The organism is Streptomyces wedmorensis (genome assembly GCF_000716445.1).
GTDB classification, from domain to species: Bacteria; Actinomycetota; Actinomycetes; order Streptomycetales; family Streptomycetaceae; genus Streptomyces; species Streptomyces wedmorensis.
Genome location: NZ_JNWK01000055.1, coordinates 1 through 18,927, shown reverse-complemented (window position 1 = coordinate 18,927; position 18,927 = coordinate 1). Strand labels below are relative to the sequence as shown.

At 71.9% G+C, this 18,927-nt stretch carries 14 protein-coding genes and 2 pseudogenes; 1 reads left to right on the top strand and 15 read right to left on the bottom strand.

Features of this window, described 5'->3' with window-relative positions; all coding sequences use genetic code 11:
- Nucleotides 1–9: 9 nt before the first annotated feature.
- The 11 genes and pseudogenes from OO54_RS32430 to OO54_RS32380 all read right to left on the bottom strand — a co-directional run bounded on the left by OO54_RS32430 (nt 10) and on the right by OO54_RS32380 (nt 11,645).
- Nucleotides 10–477, bottom strand: a complete 468-nt coding sequence (locus OO54_RS32430; protein ID WP_234439529.1) for a hypothetical protein — start codon at nt 475–477, stop codon at nt 10–12.
- Nucleotides 478–609: 132 nt separating this feature from the next.
- Nucleotides 610–2,937 carry a xanthine dehydrogenase family protein molybdopterin-binding subunit gene (locus OO54_RS32425; protein WP_033209542.1) on the bottom strand — a complete coding sequence of 776 codons (2,328 nt, stop codon included), beginning with the start codon at nt 2,935–2,937 and terminating at the stop codon, nt 610–612.
- Entirely contained in the window at nt 2,934–4,511 is a 1,578-nt protein-coding gene (locus tag OO54_RS32420) for a 2Fe-2S iron-sulfur cluster-binding protein (RefSeq protein ID WP_033209540.1), read from the bottom strand. The genes OO54_RS32425 and OO54_RS32420 overlap by 4 nt, the downstream gene beginning before the upstream one ends.
- Nucleotides 4,508–5,383, bottom strand: a complete 876-nt coding sequence (locus OO54_RS32415) for an FAD binding domain-containing protein (protein ID WP_033209538.1) — start codon at nt 5,381–5,383, stop codon at nt 4,508–4,510. The genes OO54_RS32420 and OO54_RS32415 overlap by 4 nt, the downstream gene beginning before the upstream one ends.
- 340 nt (nt 5,384–5,723) lie before the next feature.
- Nucleotides 5,724–7,370, bottom strand: a complete 1,647-nt coding sequence (locus tag OO54_RS32410) for a beta-N-acetylhexosaminidase (RefSeq protein ID WP_033209536.1) — start codon at nt 7,368–7,370, stop codon at nt 5,724–5,726.
- A 4-nt stretch (nt 7,371–7,374) separates the two neighbouring features.
- Entirely contained in the window at nt 7,375–8,214 is an 840-nt protein-coding gene (locus tag OO54_RS32405; RefSeq protein ID WP_033209533.1) for a carbohydrate ABC transporter permease, read from the bottom strand.
- Nucleotides 8,211–8,396 (bottom strand): annotated as a pseudogene (locus tag OO54_RS32400) (sugar ABC transporter permease); the annotation flags it as partial. The gene OO54_RS32405 and the pseudogene OO54_RS32400, both read right to left, overlap by 4 nt.
- Nucleotides 8,397–8,433: 37 nt before the next feature.
- Nucleotides 8,434–9,708: an RNA-guided endonuclease InsQ/TnpB family protein gene (locus OO54_RS32395; RefSeq protein WP_234439528.1), complete on the bottom strand. Its 1,275-nt coding sequence runs from the start codon at nt 9,706–9,708 to the stop codon at nt 8,434–8,436.
- A 239-nt stretch (nt 9,709–9,947) separates the two neighbouring features.
- Nucleotides 9,948–10,472 (bottom strand): annotated as a pseudogene (locus tag OO54_RS32390) (extracellular solute-binding protein); the annotation flags it as partial.
- 296 nt (nt 10,473–10,768) lie between these two features.
- Nucleotides 10,769–11,056 (bottom strand): DUF3039 domain-containing protein, encoded by a 288-nt coding sequence (locus OO54_RS32385; RefSeq protein ID WP_015033918.1) that lies wholly within the window; start codon nt 11,054–11,056, stop codon nt 10,769–10,771.
- A 28-nt stretch (nt 11,057–11,084) separates the two neighbouring features.
- Nucleotides 11,085–11,645 (bottom strand): YqgE/AlgH family protein, encoded by a 561-nt coding sequence (locus OO54_RS32380; RefSeq protein WP_026057814.1) that lies wholly within the window; start codon nt 11,643–11,645, stop codon nt 11,085–11,087.
- Between the two features lie 290 nt (nt 11,646–11,935).
- Here OO54_RS32380 and murA point away from each other — a divergent pair, with 290 nt between their 5' ends.
- Nucleotides 11,936–13,276, top strand: coding sequence for a UDP-N-acetylglucosamine 1-carboxyvinyltransferase (gene murA, locus OO54_RS32375; RefSeq protein ID WP_017237030.1), 1,341 nt, complete (start codon nt 11,936–11,938; stop codon nt 13,274–13,276).
- Between the two features lie 189 nt (nt 13,277–13,465).
- Here murA and OO54_RS32370 read toward each other — a convergent pair whose 3' ends face one another.
- The 4 genes from OO54_RS32370 to OO54_RS32355 all read right to left on the bottom strand — a co-directional run bounded on the left by OO54_RS32370 (nt 13,466) and on the right by OO54_RS32355 (nt 18,917).
- Nucleotides 13,466–13,747 (bottom strand): HU family DNA-binding protein, encoded by a 282-nt coding sequence (locus tag OO54_RS32370; protein ID WP_017237029.1) that lies wholly within the window; start codon nt 13,745–13,747, stop codon nt 13,466–13,468.
- A gap of 322 nt (nt 13,748–14,069) precedes the next feature.
- Nucleotides 14,070–15,500: an NAD-dependent malic enzyme gene (locus OO54_RS32365; RefSeq protein ID WP_033209522.1), complete on the bottom strand. Its 1,431-nt coding sequence runs from the start codon at nt 15,498–15,500 to the stop codon at nt 14,070–14,072.
- Between the two features lie 474 nt (nt 15,501–15,974).
- Nucleotides 15,975–18,305 carry a HelD family protein gene (locus tag OO54_RS32360; RefSeq protein ID WP_033209521.1) on the bottom strand — a complete coding sequence of 777 codons (2,331 nt, stop codon included), beginning with the start codon at nt 18,303–18,305 and terminating at the stop codon, nt 15,975–15,977.
- 63 nt (nt 18,306–18,368) lie between these two features.
- Nucleotides 18,369–18,917, bottom strand: a complete 549-nt coding sequence (locus OO54_RS32355) for a GNAT family N-acetyltransferase (RefSeq protein WP_033209518.1) — start codon at nt 18,915–18,917, stop codon at nt 18,369–18,371.
- Between the last annotated feature and the right edge of the window lie 10 nt (nt 18,918–18,927).

Here is an 18,927-nt window from a genome sequence, read left to right as displayed (position 1 = left end):
CGGCCGCGCCTACTGGAAGGTTCCGCCGCCCGAGGTGCCCTCGCTGCCGGTGGCAGGCGGGTTGCCCTGTTCCGTCTTCTGCTGCTCGGACTTGTCGTGCGCGTCCTTCGTGCGTTCGTAGATGCCGCGCATCTTCAGCTTGATGTCCTCGTCCATCGTCTCGATGCCTTCCTGGGAGGCGAGGACGGCGATGCCGAGTCCTTCCAGGCAGTCCTTGAGGAGCTTGGACAGGTCCACCAGGCTCTGGCGCACCTTGGAGTACGAGGCGTAGGCGCTCTGCGCCTCGGCCCAAGCGGCGCCACCGCCGCCGAACTTGCTCCGGTCGACGGCGGAGACGGTGCCGTTCGGATCGGCCGCCACCTTCATCGTGCCGTCGAGCGAGTCGATGAGCTTGTCGACCTCGGTCTTGAATTCGCTGATGGAGTCGGCGCTGTATTTGACGGCCTGCGTCCGCATCCCGGCCGCCAGTCCATCCATCGGAGCTTGCATGCCCGCGTCCCTCCCCCGTGAACCACCATGCTGTGTACCGCACAAGTCTAGAAGTTCACTGTAGTCAGGAACGACGACAGTGCGCATCTCTCGGTTGCACAAGCAACGGACATCACATGGTTACGAATTGGGCACGGCGACGGCGGCTTGGGGGCGGATGGGGAGGCGGTTGACCGGGCGGCCGGTGGCGGCGCGTACGGCTGAGGCGACTGCGGCGGGTGAGGTGACGACGGGGACGGCGCTGGCGGCTTTGGCGCCGAAGGGGGCGACGACGTCGCGTTCTTCGACGAGTTTCACGATGCGAATGTCCGGGGCGTCCAGGGATGTCGGGAGTGCGTAGCCGGTGAAGTCGGGGTGGCGGACGACGCCTCGGGCGGTGCGGAGGTTCTCGGTGAGGGCCGCGCCGACGCCCTGGGTGACGCCGGCTTCGATGCGGACGGCGAGTTGGGCGGGGTTGAGGATGCGGCCGACGTCCTGGGCGACGGCCATCTCCACGACGCGTACGGCGCCGAGTTCGATGTCGACGTCGACGACGGCGCGGATGGCGCAGAAGGCCAGGCCGACGAAGGCGTCGCCCTGGCCGGCGTCGTCGAGGGGCTCGGTGGGGTGGGGGCGGCACTGGGCGGTGGCCCAGAGTTCCTTGCCGTCCATGGCCTCGGTGACCGTCGTGGAGAGGACGCCGTCGTACGAGGTGATCTTGCCGTCGGTGATCTGGAGGAGTTCGGTCGACATGCCGAACTTGTGGGCCAGCGGCTGGAGGAGCTGGGTGCGGACCATCTTGGCGGCCCGTTCCACGGCGCCGCCCGAGACCCAGGTGTGGCGGCCGTGGGCGGCCGGGCCGGCGGGGGGCTGGTCGGTGTCGACGGGGGCGACGTGGACCTCGTCGATGCCGAGGGTCTCCTGGACGATCTGGCGGGCGAGGGTGGAGAAGCCCGAACCCGTGTCGACGGCCGAGCAGATGACGGTGGCGACGCCGTCCATGACCCGCACGGTCGCCGTGGAGACCTCGTCGGTGCCTTCAGCGCCCAGCATGTGCACCATGCCGAGGGCGTAGCCCACGCCGCGTCGTACCGCGCCGGGTTCGCCGGCGCCCTCGGGGCCGCCGGGCAGCAGCCAGTCGTCCTCGGGCGTGTCCTTGGGGAGCGCGGGGAGCGGGAAGTCGCGTACGGCGGCGAGGAGTTCGGCCACGGGAGCCGGGCAGGTGACCGTCTGGCCGGTGGGCAGGATGTCGCCGGTGGCCATGACGTTCCGCATGCGCAGCTCGGCCGGGTCCACGCCCAGCTTGGCCGCCAGCTTGTCCATCTGGGCCTCGTAGGCGGCGCACACCTGCATCGCGCCCTCGCCCCGGACGTGGCCGGACGGCGGGTTGTTGGTGCGGACGGCCCAGCCTTCGACGAAGGCGTGCGGCACGACGTACGGGCCGCAGGCGAAGGCGACGGCCGCCGCGAGCGACTCGGACGACGAGTCGGCGTACGCGCCCGCGTCGAGCAGGATCTGCGCCTCGACCTTCACCAGGCGTCCCTCGGCGTCCGCGTGGTGCCGGTAGCGCAGCAGGGTGGGGTGGCGGTGGGCGTGGCCGAGGAAGGACTCCTCGCGCGTGGCGGTGAGCTTGACGGGGCAGCCGGTGCGCAGGGCGAGCAGGCCCAGCGGGATCTGGAAGCCGGGGTCCTCGCGGTCGCCGGTGGCGCCGGGGACGCCGGTGACGACCAGTCTGACCTGCTCGGGCGGCAGGCCGAAGCAGGCGGCGGCCAGGTCGCGGTCGGTGTGCGGGTCGGTCGAGGCCGTGTAGAGCTCGACGCCTCCGTCGGGGCGGGGCACGGCGAGTCCGGCCTCGGCGCCGATCGGTGCCGGGTCCTGGCGGCCGATCCGGTACAGGCCCTCGACGACGATCTCGCCCGTCGCGTCCGGGTCGCCGAAGCGCAGCGGAATGTGGCGGATCAGGTTGCCGTCGGGGTGCAGCGCGTCCGCCGCGAAGGCCTTCTCGGGGTCGGTCACCGGGTCGAGGATCTCGTAGTCGACGGTGATCGCGGCGGCCGCGAGCCGGGCGGTGTCGGGGTGGTCGGCGGCGACGGCGGCGATGGCCTCGCCGTGGTGGCGGACCAGGTCGGAGGCGAAGACGGGCCGGTCGGCGACCCGTCGGCCGTACGTCGCCGCGCCCGGCACGTCGGCGGCCGTCACCACGGCCCGTACGCCCGGCATGGCGGTCGCGGCCGACGTGTCGACGGAGACGATCCGCGCGTGCGGGTGCGGGGAGCGCAGGATCGCCGCCCAGAGCAGGCCTTCGGCCCACAGGTCGGAGGCGTACGGGAACGTGCCCTCGGTCTTCGCCCGTGCCTCGGCCTGCGGGAGCGAGGTGCCGAGGCCGTGCGCGGCCGGCTCCTGGCCCAGGGCCGCCGGGGCGTCCGGGAGCGGGATCGTGGGAATGGCGGTGGTCGCGTCGCTGCTCACGCCATGCCTCCGTCGTGCGGGTGGGGGATCTGGTGCGGGACACGGATCTCGTCGGAGGCCTCGGCCGCGGTGGCCGCGGCGCTCGCCTCGCGTTCGGCGACGACGTCCCGTACGGCTTCGAGCACGCCCCGGTAGCCGGAGCAGCGGCACAGGTTGCCGGCGAGTGCCTGCCGCGTCTCCAGGTCCGTGGGGGCGTGGTTGCCCTCCAGGAGGTCGTGCACCGTCATGCACATGCCGGGGATGCAGAAGCCGCACTGGACCGTGCCGCACTTGGACATCGCCCGCTGGACGTCGGACGGCTCGCCGTCGGCGGCGAGGCCCTCGACCGTCCGGACCTCGCTCCCGGCGGCGGTCGCCGCCGGGACCAGGCACGAGGCGACGAGCCGGCCGTCGACCTGCACGTTGCAGGCGCCGCACTCGCCCTGCGAGCAGCCGTCCTTCGCCCCGGCGAGGCCGAGCCGCTCGCGCAGCACGTAGAGCAGGGACTCCCCGATCCACGAGCCGGTGACGGGCCGGTCGGCCCCGTTGACCCGGAGGGTGTACGAGGTGTGGGGGTGTTCGTCGCTGTCGGTGGAGGCGTACGGGTTCGGAGCGGGGGTGGCGCCGGTGGCCGCGGGGGCCACCGGGTCGCCGTCGTGCTCGTCCGGTGCGGACTGCTCGTCGTCGCGTACGGGCTGCTCGCCGGACTCGGCGGGGCCGCTCGTCTCGTGGGGCTCGTCGAGGGCGTCCGGGCCGTCGGGACCGCCGTCCGGAGCCTGCTCGGAGGTCGTGTCCGAGGTGGCGGGGGCCTCGTCGGCGTCCGGGGCCGCCGTGGCCTCGTCGCCGTCCTGGCCGTCCTGGCCGTCCTCGGCGTCCCCGCCGTCCTCGGGCACGGCCTCCGCCGCCGGCTCCTCCGGGAGCGCCCAGGGCGCCGGAGCGCCGCCGGGCAGGGTCGCCGGGGCCTCGGCGTACGAGGCCGCGGTCGACGGGGCGAACTCGCCGGAGTCCTCCCCGGCCGCGTCGGGCGTCGCCGCCACGACCGGGATCTCCCACTGGCCGGTGGTGCCGGAGGCGGGCGTCGCCGCCTCGTCGAAGCGCCACTCGGCGGTCGCGTGCGGGTCCTGGTCGGCGTAGTCGGCGCGCGGGACGTAGTCGGCGTGCCCGATCCGCCCCTCGTAGGGGGACTGCCCGACCCCGTCGTCGTACCCGGGCTGTCCGTCGTACTCGGACGGGTACGCGGGCCGGCCCGCGTAGCCGTCCGCGCCCGGGTACTCCGGCTGACCCTCGTACTGCGGGTGTCCGGGGTACTCCGGCTGCTCGAAGTACTGGGTCTGCTCGGCCTCGGTCGGGACGTGGACCGTCCAGGAGCCGGTCGCCGCGGGGTCCGTGGCGGCGCGGTCGAGCGGCTGGAGCGGGGTGATCATCGGCGGTACGTAGCCGTGGCCGGGTGCTTCGAGGGGGACGCCGTCGAGCATGAAGTCGGGGGGCAGCTGGACGAACGCGGTGGCGTCGCCGTCGTACCCCTCGCTCTGCGGGATCGGCTCCCAGCCGCCCGGGTAGCCGCCCTGGCCGGTGGTCCGGTCGTCGGTGCTCACGACAGTGCCCTCCCCAGAGCGCGTCGGGCGAGTGCGGCGACGGTGCGCCGCAGGTGCAGTACGCCGGGCGACAGCTGTTCGTCGCCCGGCGGGTCCGGGATGCAGGCGGCGGCGACGTACTCGCCGAAGGCGGCGAGCGCCTCGGGGGCGAGGCCGCGGTCGTTGTCCCAGTCGACGAGGGAGGCGATCCAGCGCTCGGCCTCCAGCGGGCGCAGCGGCATCGGCGCGACGGCGCCGACCGCGCAGCGCACGCCGCGGCGGGCCGGGTCGAGGACGACGGCGACGGAGGCGGTGGCGCGGGCCGGGCCGGTGCGGCCGGTGGCCTTGACGAAGACCTGGGGGGCGTGGAGCAGGGGTACGCGGACGAAGGCGACGAGCTCGCCGGGGGCGAGGAGGTCGCGGCCCGCGAGGAGGTGGGAGACGGGGATCTCGCGGCTGCCGAGCGGCCCGAGGACGACGAGGTCGGCCTCCAGGGCGGCGAGGACGGGCAGCGAGTCGCCGGTGGGCGCCGCGGTGACGACGTTGCCGCCGAGGGTGCCGGCGTTGCGGATCTGGGGCGGTCCGGCGGCGCGGGAGGCAGCGGCGAGGGCCGGGATGAGCGCGGCGAAGTCGGGGCGGCCCATGCGGGCGTGCGTGAGGCCGGCGCCGAGGAGGGCGTGGCCGTCCTGGTACTGCCAGCCGCGGATCTCGTTGATGCGGCTCAGGCCGACGAGTCCGGCGGGGCGGAGCTGACCTCTGTTGACGGCGGCCATCAGGTCGGTGCCACCGGCGACGGGCACGGCGGCCGGCATGGCCGTGAGTGCCGCCACGGCCTCGTCGAGCGAGGCGGGCAGCGTCACGGACTGCGCCGTCTGTGGTGCGTGCGTGGTCAACCCGCTGCCCCTTCCCGGTGTCCCGGTGGTCCCCGACTGTGCCCGGCCGTCGCGCCTGCTGTCACGTCTGCTGTCGCGCCTGCGTGTGGGCGTACCGTACGTGCTCACACGCCGGACGTGGCAACTCTGGCACATCTTCCGAGCCGTCCGGCGCGAGGGTCCGCGAAGGACTGTTCCGTCCGGGACGCCCTGGGAGTGACGGTAACTTCCCTTTCGCCGCTCTTGGGTGACACGAGGACGTCGGGTCCCTCACACCGTCGGCGCCGGGGGGTCCCCGACGTCGACGGCGCGGCTCTCACACGATCGGCGTCGGGGCTTTCGGGCGTCGCCGTCGGGTCTCTCACACGTTCGGGGGCGCCCCCTCGATCGGGCGGCCGAGGATGCCGGGGCGCCGCTGCCGGGGGTGGGGGCCCGCGGGTGGCCGGTAGTCGACGCCGAGGGCGTCGAGACGCCGGTAGTGGGCGGTCATGCGGCGCTCGAATCCGGCGTAGTCGCGCGCGTCCGGCGCGGGCAGCGCGGACCAGGCGACCTCGGCGAACGCGGCGAGGCGGGGGAAGACCTGGTAGTCGACGCGGGCGCGGTTCTCCATGACCTCCGTCCAGACGTTGGCCTGGGTTCCCAGGATGTGGGCGGCGGCCTCCGGTGGGAGGCCGGGCGGGACGGGTTCGAAGCGGTAGACGTCCTCCAGGGTGCGGACGAAGCCGATGGGCACCGGCTCGTCCTCGCCGGCCGCCTGGCGGTGGTCCAGGTACACGTGCTGTTCGGGGCACATGACGACGTCGTGCCCGGCGGTGGCGGCGGCGATCCCGCCGCCGTAGCCCCGCCAGGAGGACACGGCCGCGCCTTCCGCGAGGCCGCCCTCCAGGATCTCGTCCCAGCCGATGAGGCGGCGTCCGCGGTCGGCGAGCCAGCGGTCGAAGTGGCGGATGAACCAGGACTGGAGCTCGTCCTCGTCGGCGAGGCCGAGTTCCTTGATGCGGGCCTGGGCGGCCGGGGAGGCCTTCCACTGGTCCTTGGGGCACTCGTCGCCGCCGACGTGGACGAAGGTGGACGGGAAGAGGTCGAGGACCTCCTCGAAGACGCCCTCGTAGAAGCGCAGGACGGCGTCGGTCGGGGCGAGGGTGTTCGGGTTGACGCCCCAGGTGTCCCAGACGGTGAGGGCGGCGGTGTCGACGACGTCGGTGTTGCCGAGTTCGGGGTACGCGGAGATCGCGGCCTGCGAGTGGCCGGGGAGGTCGATCTCGGGGACGACGGTGATGTGCCGTTCGGCGGCGTACGCGACGATCTCGCGGATGTCGTCCTGGGTGTAGGAGCCGCCGTGGGGGGTCTCGGTCCAGAGCGGCGAGGCCCGGTGGCCCCATTTGGTGCGGGAGCGCCAGGAGCCGGCCTCGGTGAGCCGGGGGTGGCGCTTGATCTCGATGCGCCAGCCCTGGTCGTCGGTGAGGTGGAAGTGGAAGACGTTCAGCTTGTGGGCGGCGAGCAGGTCGAGGTACCGCAGGACGTCGTCCTTGGGCGTGAAGTGCCGGGAGACGTCGAGGAGGAGGCCGCGCCAGCCGAAGCGGGGGGCGTCCTCGACGGTCGTGCACGGGAGGGACCGGCCCCCGTCCTTCCGTACGGGCGCCTTGCGGTACGCGTCGGGGCCGAGGAGCTGGCGGAGGGTCTGGGCGCCCCAGAAGACGCCCGCGGGGCCGCCGCCCTCGATGACGACGGCCGTGTCGGGGGTCCCGGTGGTGAGGCGGTAGCCCTCGGAGCCGTACCGGCGCTCCACCTCCTCGCCGATCCGCAGCCGGATCGCGTGCGGTCCCGTGCCGTCGGCGAGCGGAAGTCCGGTGGCGGGTCCCAGGGCGGACCGCAGCCAGCGGGCGGTGGATGCGGTGCCGGGTCCGGCGTCGATCGTGGTCCGTTCGTCGAGCGTGAGGGAGCCGGGGGCGCCGCCCCGGTGCTCGACCGTCAGGGGTGCCGGGATCAGGTCCGTTTCGGAGGTCATCGCGTCAGTCCTTCACCGCCCCGCCCAGTCCGGAGACCAGGCGGCGCTGTACGAGTACGAAGAAGACGAGCACCGGAACCGTCATCACGGTCGAGCCGGCCATGATGCCTCCCCAGTCGTTCTCGTCGGGTTTGAAGAAGACGAGCAGCGCCATGGGGAGGGTCGACTGCGAGGTGTCGCTGATGAGGAACGACTTCGCGAAGAGGAAGTCGTTCCAGGTCGAGATGAACGAGAAGACGCTGGTCGCCACGAGGCCGGGGAGGACCAGCGGGAAGAGGATCTGCCACAGGAACCGGGTGCGGCTCGCGCCGTCGATCTGCGCCTGTTCCTCCAGGGCTTCGGGGACGGCCCTGACGAAGCCGCGGAGCATCCAGATCGCGAACGGCAGGGAGAACGCGATGTGCGGCAGGATCAGCGAGCCGAGGGTGTTCAGCTGTCCGAGGTCCCGCATGAGGAAGAAGAGCGGGATGGTCAGTGCCTCGACCGGCACCATCTGGGCGACGAGGAACATGACCAGGAGTGTCGTCCGGAACCGGAAGCGGAACCGGGTGACGGCCGTCGCCGCGAGGAAGGCGATCAGCGCGGAGGCGAGGACGACCGTGCCCGCCACGATCAGCGAGTTGACGAAGTAGCGGCCGAACTCCTGTTGTTCGAAGACCCTTCGGAACGAGTCGAGCGACGGCGCGAGCGTCCACGGCCTGGGGTCCGTCGACTGGATCTCGCCCGCCGGTTTGAACGCCGAGAGGACCATCCAGTACAGCGGGAAGGCGACGGCGGCCGCCACGAGGAGGGTGGCGGCCTCGGCGGCGAGCCGCCCGGGACGCCGGATCCGGAGGGCGTTCACAGTTCTTCTCCCTGGCGTCGGAGCAGCCGCAGGTAGACGAGGGTCACGGCCAGCAGCATGAGGAGCATGACGACGCCGATCGCCGAGCCCAGGCCGTACTGGGAGGAGGCGAAGGCCTTCTGGTAGGCGTAGACGTTGAGGACGAGGTTCTGGCCGGCGATGCCGCCGCCGTTGGTCATCACTTGACATCCTCCGCCCTGAACAGGGCGAGGTCCCTTCTCAGGCCGTGTGCGGCCTGGTGGGTGGTTGACGCTTCGCAGACCGGGTGCCCCCGAGGTCTCCACGTCCTGACACCGCCTGCCCGGCGGCGTGATCGATGTTGCGCCCCGCGTTGGTGTCCGCGTTGCCCTCGAACCCGCAGCCGGGGTTCTTGCAGACGAAACGGGCTTGGGTTTCCCGGCTTCCGAGGACGATGACGCCGCAGGCGGAGCAGCGTCGGGAGGTGTTCGGGGCGGGGACCTTGACCACGATTCCGCCGCGGTCGGCGGTCTTGTACTCCAGCATGGTCACCGTGCGACCCCACGCCTCGCCGGAGATCGCCCGGTTCAGTCCGGCCTTCTGGCGGACATTCCGCCCGGGGGCTTCCACAGTCCCTCTGACGGACTTGACCATGTGGGTGATGGCCAGGTCTTCCAACCCGATGCGCGAGAACGTCTCGGCGATGTCAGTGGTGGTCTTGTGCTGCCAGTCGACCACTCGGCGCTTGGCTGTCGCGCGGAGCTGGGCGATCTGGCCATACGTACGGGTCAGACGACGCGAGTTCCTCTCACCGGGCTTGCGGGCGCGACACCTGCGGTCCTTGGTCTTCTCCAGCCGACGCAGCCGTTCGGCCTCACCCCTGGTGAGCCAGGGGCCGTGGTCACGGAATGTGCCGTCGGACAGGGCGAGCGGCTTGGCAATACCCCGGTCGATACCCACGGTCGGCCCGGCGTGCGGAGCCGGCTCGGGCACCTCGCTCTGGACTCGGAAGACGACATGCCAACCGTCCGCTTCCTTCACCAGCCGCGCCCCCGTGACCCGGTTTCCCTTGTCGGCGCGCTCACCGACTGGGAGACCCTTCGTCCAGCGGAAGCGGACGTGCCCGATCTTCGGCACCCGCATACGCCCCCACCGCCGGTTCAACCTGACGATCTGGAGATCGCGACCCTGCGGGATGTCGACGGTCATGCGCGAGCGGAAGCGGCCCTTGAAGGCCGGGGCCTGGGCGCGGCCGTCCCAGCAGTTGCGCCACGCCTGGAAGTACGTCTTCAGTACCGCCTGCGCCGCCTGCGCGGGCAGAACGCCGAGCCAGGGAAGATCCTTACGGCCCTGCCGGATCGCCTCGTCCGCCGCGCCGAGGGTCCGCTTGTCCTTGGGGAGCATCGTCCACCAGTCATGAACGAGATTCCACAACGCGCGGGCAGCATGCCCCTGCCCCTCAGCCGCCCACGCCTGAACAGGCGTGAGACAGATCCGGGCCCTGTGACTGCGCTGACGCTTCAACACCGCCCCCATCCCCGCCCGTTGACCCCTGCCGATGAGGCGACAGCCGGGAACACCCGGGTCACCGACAACAACAACGCTATGCGGTCACCTCGGACACCGGGCCTCAAATGACAGGAATCCTCGTATACTGGCCATAATTCGCACGTTCACGCGAGTCCCTGCCATCAGTTCCGACGCCGATTGATCACCGACACCCCGGCCCACACCCTTGCGCGCGACCCCGCCATTGATGGCGGCCCCCTGGAGACTTGGGGCGGCCAGCGGCCCGCGAAGACGTCGGTGCGGTAGTAGAGGGCGCGGACGCCGACGAAGAGCGGGGCGCCGTAGACCTTGCCGGCGACGGTGACGGACCGCTTCGCGGTGGGGTCGGTGTCCTTGGTCTCGTCCCAGGCGGCGAACTCGGCGCTGATGTCGGCGAGTCCGCCGTCCTTCACGTAGCCGGCGGTGTCGGTGTTGCCGTACTCGATGAGGTCGGGGGCCGACGCGGGGTCGTTGAAGGCGGCTTTGACGCGCTGGGCGCGGGTCTCGACGGGGATGTACTCGACCTCGACCTCGGTGCCCTGGTGCCGCTCCTCGAAGGCGGCGACGGCCTGCTCGACGACCTGTTCCTTGGGCTTGTTGCTCACCTCCTGGAAGAGCCAGACGCGCAGGGTGCCGGTCTTCTCGTCCGCCGTGGACGTGCCGTCGGACGTCTGGGGGGCGCAGGCGGTGGCGGTGAGTGCGGCCAGCAGGAGCAGGGCGGCCGGGGTGGCGAGGCGGGCGGGCAGCTTCATGTCGGAATCCCCTCCGGAAGTGCGCGTTGCAACATGTGCAATGGATGTTTCGCTCTGCACAACACGTGTGAGGCTAGGTGCGACCCCGGCGACCCGACAAGAGGTCTCGACCACCTCAACCACTCCGTGACCGGCGGAAGCACCCTGCGCAACGGCCGCACGGCCCCGGCGCGGTCTCCGGGTCTCGGCGGCCGCACGGCCCCGGCGCGGCCGCCGGGACCCGGAGAAACGGGACGGCCCCCGTCGTGCGCACCGAAGTACGCACGACGGGGGCCGTCCCCGACGTCAGGACCCGCTTACTTGTCCTTGCCGCCCTTGTCCTTGTCGCCGCCGCCGGCACCCATGGAGTCGTAGATCTCCTTGCACATGGGACAGACCGGGTACTTCTTGGGGTCGCGCCCCGGTACCCAGACCTTGCCGCACAGCGCCACGACGGGGGTGCCGTCGAGGGCGCTCGCCATGATCTTGTCCTTCTGGACGTAATGGGCGTAGCGCTCGTGGTCGCCGTCACCGTGGGACACCTGCGGCGTCGGCTCGACGAGGGTCCCCGTACCTGCCCCGCGCTCGGGCTCGAGAGTGCTCATAAAGGCCAAGGGTACTGAAAGCCGGGGCTCAGTTGAGGGACGGGTCGTCCGGGTACGTCGCGATCATCGCGAGCTCGCCCCGCTGGCGGCGCAGCACCTGGCGCCAGAGGGTCTCGGGGTGCGGCGAGGACACGTCGCCGGGTTCGGACTCGACCACGTACCAGGCGCCGTCGTCGAGCTCGGACTCCAGTTGACCGGGGCCCCAGCCCGCGTATCCCGCGAAGATCCGGAGCGAGCCGAGCGCGGGACCGAGCAGTTCGGGCGGGGTCTCCAGGTCGACCAGGCCGATCGCCCCGTACACCCGCCGCCAGCCGAGGGGACCCTCGTCGCCGGGGATGACGGCGACGCCGAGCGCCGCGTCGAGGGAGACGGGCCCGCCCTGGAAGACGACGCCGGGTTCGCCGGCGAGCCCGGCCCAGGGGGCGAGGATGTCGGAGACGGTTATCGGTGTCGGCCGGTTGAGGACCACGCCGAGCGAGCCCTCGTCGTCGTGGTCGAGCAGCAGGACCACCGCGCGGTCGAAGTTCGGGTCCGCCAGCGCGGGTGTGGCCACGAGTAGCCGTCCTGTGAGCGAGGACACCTCGGTCATGCGACACATGATCCCGCATGTTCGGCCTTCGCGTGGGGTTGTCGGACGGGATGCGGGGAAGGCGGCGACCGTCGCGGTCCCCGCCGCAGGTGGGAGGGGAGGGGGCGGAGCCTCCGGACCGCCCCGCCGAGCCAAGCGGACGGTGACACTCCGCAAGATCACGGGGACAGAGGGTGTTGTGCCGAATTCATTACATCTGACAGACCCCCCGAGGCACCCGAACGGGGTCTCATGGCCCCTTACCCTTTTCACTGGCCACCCGACCGACCTCACTCCGGAACGCGAGATTCATGACCGGCACAGACGATGTCCTGCTTGTCCACGGCGGAACCCCGCTGGAGGGCGAGATCCGCGTCCGCGGCGCGAAGAACCTCGTGCCCAAGGCGATGGTCGCCGCACTGCTCGGCAGCGGCCCCAGCCGCCTGCGCAACGTGCCCGACATCCGTGACGTCCGCGTCGTCCGCGGGCTGCTCCAGCTGCACGGCGTGACGGTCCGCCCGGGCGAGGAGCCCGGCGAGCTCGTCCTCGACCCGACGCACGTCGAGTCCGCGAACGTCGCCGACATCGACGCCCACGCCGGTTCGTCCCGCATCCCGATCCTCTTCTGCGGCCCGCTGCTGCACCGCCTCGGCCACGCCTTCATCCCGGGTCTGGGCGGCTGCGACATCGGCGGCCGGCCCATCGACTTCCACTTCGACGTGCTGCGCCAGTTCGGCGCCACCATCGAGAAGCGCGAGGGCGGCCAGTACCTGGAGGCGCCGCAGCGTCTTCGCGGTTGCAAGATCCGGCTGCCGTACCCGTCGGTCGGCTCGACCGAGCAGGTGCTGCTGACGGCGGTGCTCGCCGAGGGCGTCACCGAGCTGTCGAACGCGGCCGTGGAGCCCGAGATCGAGGACCTGATCTGCGTCCTGCAGAAAATGGGCGCGATCATCTCCATGGACACCGACCGGACCATCCGGATCACCGGTGTCGACCGCCTCGACGGTTACACCCACCGGGCGCTCTCGGACCGCCTGGAGGCGGCCTCCTGGGCGTCGGCCGCGCTCGCGACCGAGGGCAACATCTACGTGCGCGGCGCCCAGCAGCGCTCGATGATGACCTTCCTCAACACGTACCGGAAGGTCGGCGGCGCCTTCGAGATCGACGACGAGGGCATCCGCTTCTGGCACCCCGGCGGCTCGCTCAACGCGATCCACCTGGAGACGGACGTGCACCCCGGCTTCCAGACGGACTGGCAGCAGCCGCTGGTCGTGGCCCTGACCCAGGCCTCGGGCCTCTCCATCGTCCACGAGACGGTCTACGAGTCCCGGCTCGGCTTCACCTCCGCGCTGAACCAGATGGGCGCGCACATCCAGCTGTACCGCGAGTGCCTCGGCGGCTCCGACTGCCGCTTCGGCCAGCGGAACTTCCTGCACTCGGCGGTCGTGTCGGGACCGACCCGGCTCCAGGGCTCCGACCTGGTCATCCCCGACCTCCGCGGCGGCTTCTCGTACCTCATCGCGGCCCTCGCCGCCCAGGGCACCTCGCGTGTCCACGGCATCGACCTCATCAACCGCGGCTACGAGAACTTCATGGAGAAGCTCGTCGAGCTCGGCGCCAAGGTCGAGCTCCCGGGCAGCGCGCTGGTCTGAGCCTTCACGGGGCCCCGCGGGGCCCGTACGACGCCACGGGGCCTCTCCACGAGGCCCCGTGCGGCGTCTCCGGGCCTCGCCGGCAGGCGCTGTAAGGCGTCAAGGGGCCTCACGGGGCCGTACAAGGGCAAACGAAAGGGCGGCCACCCCCTGACAGGGTGGCCGCCCTTTCGGCGCCTCTAGGCTGCCTTACTTGCCCTTGGCGGCTTCCTTGAGCTTCGAGCCCGCGGAGACCTTCACGCTGTAGCCGGCCGGGATGTTGATCGGGTCGCCGGTCTGCGGGTTACGAGCGGTGCGAGCGGCACGGTGGGTGCGCTCGAAGGTCAGGAAGCCGGGGATGGTGACCTTCTCGTCACCCTTGGCGACGACCTCACCGACGGTCTCGGCGAGAGCGGCCAGCACGGCGTCGGCGTCCTTGCGGGTCACCTCGGCGCGGTCGGCCAGGGCGGCCACCAGCTCACTGCGGTTCATGTTGTTACTCCCGTGTTCTTCTTGCCTGTGAGGCGTGCCACGCGGCGGAAGCCGCGCGATTGGGTACAGCGAAGCCGATGCTGCCAGGGCCCTCGGACAGTCCCCGGACCCGGGTCTAATGACAGACCCTCGCGCCCAAACACGCATCCTGCCCCCACCAGCGGCGGGAACGCCAATCCGGCACCCCCTGGGGTCACACGAAAAGCGCCAGCGCCCCGTCGTGGTGACGTTCTGTCGACTCCCGCCGACTCCGCGAAAGGAACGCGGAGCCGAAAAGCAACCCTAAAGGCGGGTTTACGGCTCCGCGAATCGCGACGCGCCGTCAGCGCCCGCTCGGCGCACCGCCGGAGGTCGCCGCCTTCGCCGCGTTGCGCACCGCGCCGGCGACCGCACCCGCGACCTTGTCGTTGAAGACCGACGGGATGATGTAGTTCGGGTTGAGCTCGTCCTCGGAGACTACGTCGGCGAGGGCCGAGGCGGCCGCCAGCATCATCTCGGTGTTGACCGTGCGGGACTGGGCGTCCAGCAGACCGCGGAAGACACCGGGGAAGACCAGCACGTTGTTGATCTGGTTCGGGAAGTCCGAGCGGCCGGTGGCGACGACGGCGGCCGTCTGGCGCGCGGCGGCCGGGTCGACCTCCGGGTCGGGGTTCGCGAGCGCGAACACGATGGCGCCCTCCGCCATGGCGGCGACGTCCGCCGCACCGAGCAGGTTCGGGGCCGAGACGCCGATGAAGACGTCCGCGCCGACGACGGCCTCCTTGAGGGTGCCGGTGACGCCCTCGGGGTTCGTGTTGTCGGCGATCCAGCGCAGCGGCGAGTCGGCCGGGGCCTCCACCAGGTCCTCGCGGTCCGCGTGCACGACGCCGTGGATGTCGGCGACGACCGCGTGCTTGACGCCCGCCGCGATCAGCAGCTTCAGGATGGCCGTACCGGCCGCGCCGGCACCGGACATGACGACCCGTACGTCGCCGATGCCCTTGCCGACCACGCGCAGCGCGTTGGTGAGGGCGGCGAGGACGACGATGGCGGTGCCGTGCTGGTCGTCGTGGAAGACGGGGATGTCGAGGGCCTCGCGCAGCCGGGCCTCGATCTCGAAGCAGCGGGGCGCGGAGATGTCCTCCAGGTTGATGCCCGCGAAGCCGGGGGCGATCGCCTTGACGATCGCGACGATCTCGTCGGTGTCCTGGGTGTCCAGGCAGAGCGGCCAGGCGTCGATGTCGGCGAAGCGCTTGAACAGGGCCGCCTTGCCCTCCATGACCGGCATCGCGGCCATCGGGCCGATGTTGCCGAGGCCGAGGACGGCGGAGCCGTCGGTGACGACCGCGACGGTGTTGCGCTTGATGGTGAGGCGGCGGGCGTCCTCGGGGTTCTCGGCGATCGCCATGCACACGCGGGCGACGCCAGGGGTGTAGATCATGGAGAGGTCGTCACGGTTGCGGATGGGGTGCTTGGACGCCATCTCGATCTTGCCGCCGAGGTGCATCAGGAACGTACGGTCGGAGACCTTGCCGAGGACGACGCCCTCGATGGTGCGCAGCTGCTCGACGATCTCGTCGGCGTGCGCGGTGGAGGTCGCGGCGATGGTGACGTCGATGCGGAGCTTCTCGTGGCCGGAGGCGGTCACGTCGAGGCCGGTGACGGATCCGCCGTGGGACTCCACCGCCGTGGTGAGCTGGGAGACCGCGGTTCCGCTGGCGGGAACCTCCAGCCGGACCGTCATCGAATACGAGACGCTGGGCGCCGTTGCCATGGCCGAGTTCCTCTGCTTTCCCTGAGCTTCGTTGCTACGCCGCCCCGGCTGGTTGCCTGGCGGCGCCCTCCGATGGTCGCACCTACCTGCCGGTAGCAGGTAATGCGGTCATTTTGTTTTCGGAAAGTAGTTTCCACCATACGAGAAGTCTTCGGGAAACAGAAGAGGTCCCCGCCACCGAGTGGTGGCGGGGACCTCGACTTCGTACTTACATCTGAGTGGCACCGACCCGCCATGCTCGCCTCGCGGCAAGTGGTCCCTCTGAGGGACGAAGGTTGGGCCCGGGGGCTTGGATCGAGCCGGTGCCACGACAAGGCTAACAAACCACCCTGCCCGGTGATTCCAGCGCCACAGGTTGACCTGAATCAGCCCCGCGGTCTTGACGGACGCCGGGCCGGACGGGCCTCGGCCTCGGCGGGCGCGGGACCCGCGGGGCCGGGCGGGCGCCGGCCCCGCGGCCGGCGCCGTCCCCGGTCAGTCCCGCAGCAGGTCCGGAACCCCGGCCTCGTCCGGCATGTCGCGGTCGCCCGAGAGCACCGTGAGGGCCTGCGTGGACCGGGTGAGGGCCACGTACAGGACCCGCAGACCGGCCGGGGACTCGTCGGCGATCTCCGCGGGCGAGACGACCACCGTCGCGTCGTACTCCAGGCCCTTCGCCTCCAGGGAGCCGAGGGCCACCACCCGGTCGCCCAGCTCGGCGAGCCAGCCGGCCGCCTCCTTGCGCCGGTTCATGGCGACGACGACGCCGACCGTGCCCTCCACCCGCTCCAGGAGCAGCCGCGCCTCGGACCGTACGCTTTCGGCCAGATCCGCCTTCTCCGGAACCGCCACGAAACGGGGCTCGACACCCGTCGAGCGGACCGCGCGCGGCGACTCCTTGCCCGGCATGGCCAGGGCGAGGACCTTGGCGGCGAGCTCGGCGATCTCGGCCGGGTTGCGGTAGTTCACGGTCAGCTCGAACCGGCGCCGCGGCCGCGAACCGAGCGCCTCGTCCCGGGCCTCCGCGGCCTCGTCCGGGTCCGACCAGGAGGACTGCGCCGGGTCGCCGACGACCGTCCAGGTGGCGTGCCGACCGCGCCGGCCGACCATCCGCCACTGCATGGGCGTCAGGTCCTGGGCCTCGTCGACGATCACGTGCGCGTACTCGGTGCGCTCCGCCGCGAGCCGCTCGGCCCGCTCGCGCTGCGTCTCCTCGCGTACGGGCATGAGCTCCTCCAGGCCCGTCAGCTGGTCCAGCGGGTCGTACTCCCGCTTCTTGCGGGGCCGGGCCGGGGCACCGACGAGCGTCTGCAGCTCGTCGAGGAGGGCCACGTCGTGCACGGACAGCTCCCGGCGGCGCAGCGAACGGGCGAGCCGCCGCACCTCGCCGGGGTTGAGGATGCGCCGGGCCCAGCGGCCGAGCCGCCGCTCGTCGGCCATCGCGTCGAGGACCTGGCGCGGGGTGAGCTCCGGCCACCAGGCGTCGAGGAAGCCGAGGAAGGAGTCCTCGGTGGAGACGTCCTCGTCGAAGGAGGAACGCAGTTCGGCGGCGAGCTCGGGGTCGCTGTGCCGGCCGGACGCGCCGGACTTCGCGTACAGCGCGTCGAGGAGCAGGCGGCGGGCGCGCGGGCGCAGCAGGTTGACGGGGGCGGTGCCGCCCAGGACGTTGTGGCGGATGCGCCGCAGGTCCTCGGCCTCCAGCTCGATGCGGCGGCCGAAGGCGACGACCCGCAGCCGCGTGGGCGTCCCGGCGGGCACCGCGGCCTCGTCCTCCCCCAGCTCGGGCTGGATCCTCGGCGCCGGGGTCTCCAGGGCGCCGCGGGCCGCCTTCCGCAGCACGTGGACCATGCGGGAGGAACCCTTGACCCGGGCGACGGCCGGCTCGTCGTACGCCGTGGCCTCGGCCCCGTCGACGAGCGACCCGACGGCGCGGATCGCGACCTGGCCCTCCTCGCCGAGCGAGGGCAGGACGCCCTCCGTGTACGAGACGAGGAGCGGGGTCGGCGAGACGATCAGGATGCCGCCCGCGTACCGCCGGCGGTCCTGGTAGAGCAGGTACGCGGCCCGGTGCAGCGCGACCGCCGTCTTCCCGGTCCCCGGCCCGCCCTCGACGTACGTGACGGAGGCGGCGGGAGCACGGATGACGAGGTCCTGCTCCGCCTGGATGGACGACACGATGTCCCGCATGGTGTGGCTGCGGGCCTGGCCGAGGGCGGCCATCAGGGCGCCGTCGCCGATGACGGGCAGTTCGTTCCCGCCGAGGGTGGCCCGCAGCTCCGGGCGCATCAGGTCGTCCTCGACGCCGAGGACCTGACGGCCCTTGGAGCGGATGACCCGGCGGCGCACGACCCGGCCCGGATCGACCGGGGTCGACCGGTAGAAGGGCGCGGCGGCGGGCGCGCGCCAGTCGATCACCAGGGGGGCGTAGTCGGAGTCGAGGACGCCGATCCGGCCGATGTGGAGGGTCTCCCCGATCTCGGCGGTGCTGTCGGGGCGCACGGCGTCCTCCGCGGGCTCGACCGAGGTGTAGGCGCCGTCGGGCCCCTTCTTCCCGTCCTTGCCGTACAGCAGGTCGATCCGGCCGAAGAGGAAGTCCTCGAACTCGTTGTTGAGCCGGTTGAGATGGATGCCGGCGCGGAACACCTGCGCGTCGCGCTCGGCGAGGGCGCCGGGCGTGCCGACCTGGCCCCGCTGGGCCGCGTCGTTCATCAGGAACTCCGCCTCGTGGATCTTCTCCTCCAGACGGCGGTAGACCTGATCCAGATGTTCCTGCTCGACACCGATCTCACGGTCCCTGACCGTGTCCACGGCTTCCTGCGCGGCCACCTAAGGCCCCCTTCTCACGTGCACTGGGCAGCCGTCGAGCGTACGCCACCAGGGGGCACCGTGTCAGGCGCGGTCACCCTCCGCGGGAAGATCGCGCGGAACGCCGGGCGGCGGGTCGTCGTGCAGCAGCAGCTGGAAGAGGTGGTGGTCACGCCACTCGCCGTCGATGTGCAGGAACTTCGGCGCCGTGCCGATCCGCGTGAACCCGCTCTTCTCCAGGACCCGTTGCGAGGCGAAGTTGTCCAGCATCGTCCCCGCCTCGATCCGGTGCAGCCCCAGCTCCTCGCGCGCCGCCCGGCACACCTCGGCGACCAGCGCGGACGCGACACCACGGCCCGTGTACGCCTCCGCCACCCAGTAGCCCAACGACGCGCTGCACAGCGGCCCGAGGACGATGCCCGACAGGATCGCCGCCCCCACGATCCGCTCCCCGTCCACGGCGAACCACCGCGCCGCGCCGTCCGCCAGTCGCTCCGCCTGCGCCTCCGCCGTGTAATACCCCTCGGCGCGGTACGGCTCCCTCGGCCTCATGTACCGCCGGTTCCTCACCAGCGCCGCCGCGAGCTCCCCCGCGTCCCCCGCCCCCGCCACCCGAACCCTCACCCCACCCATCCCCCCACGC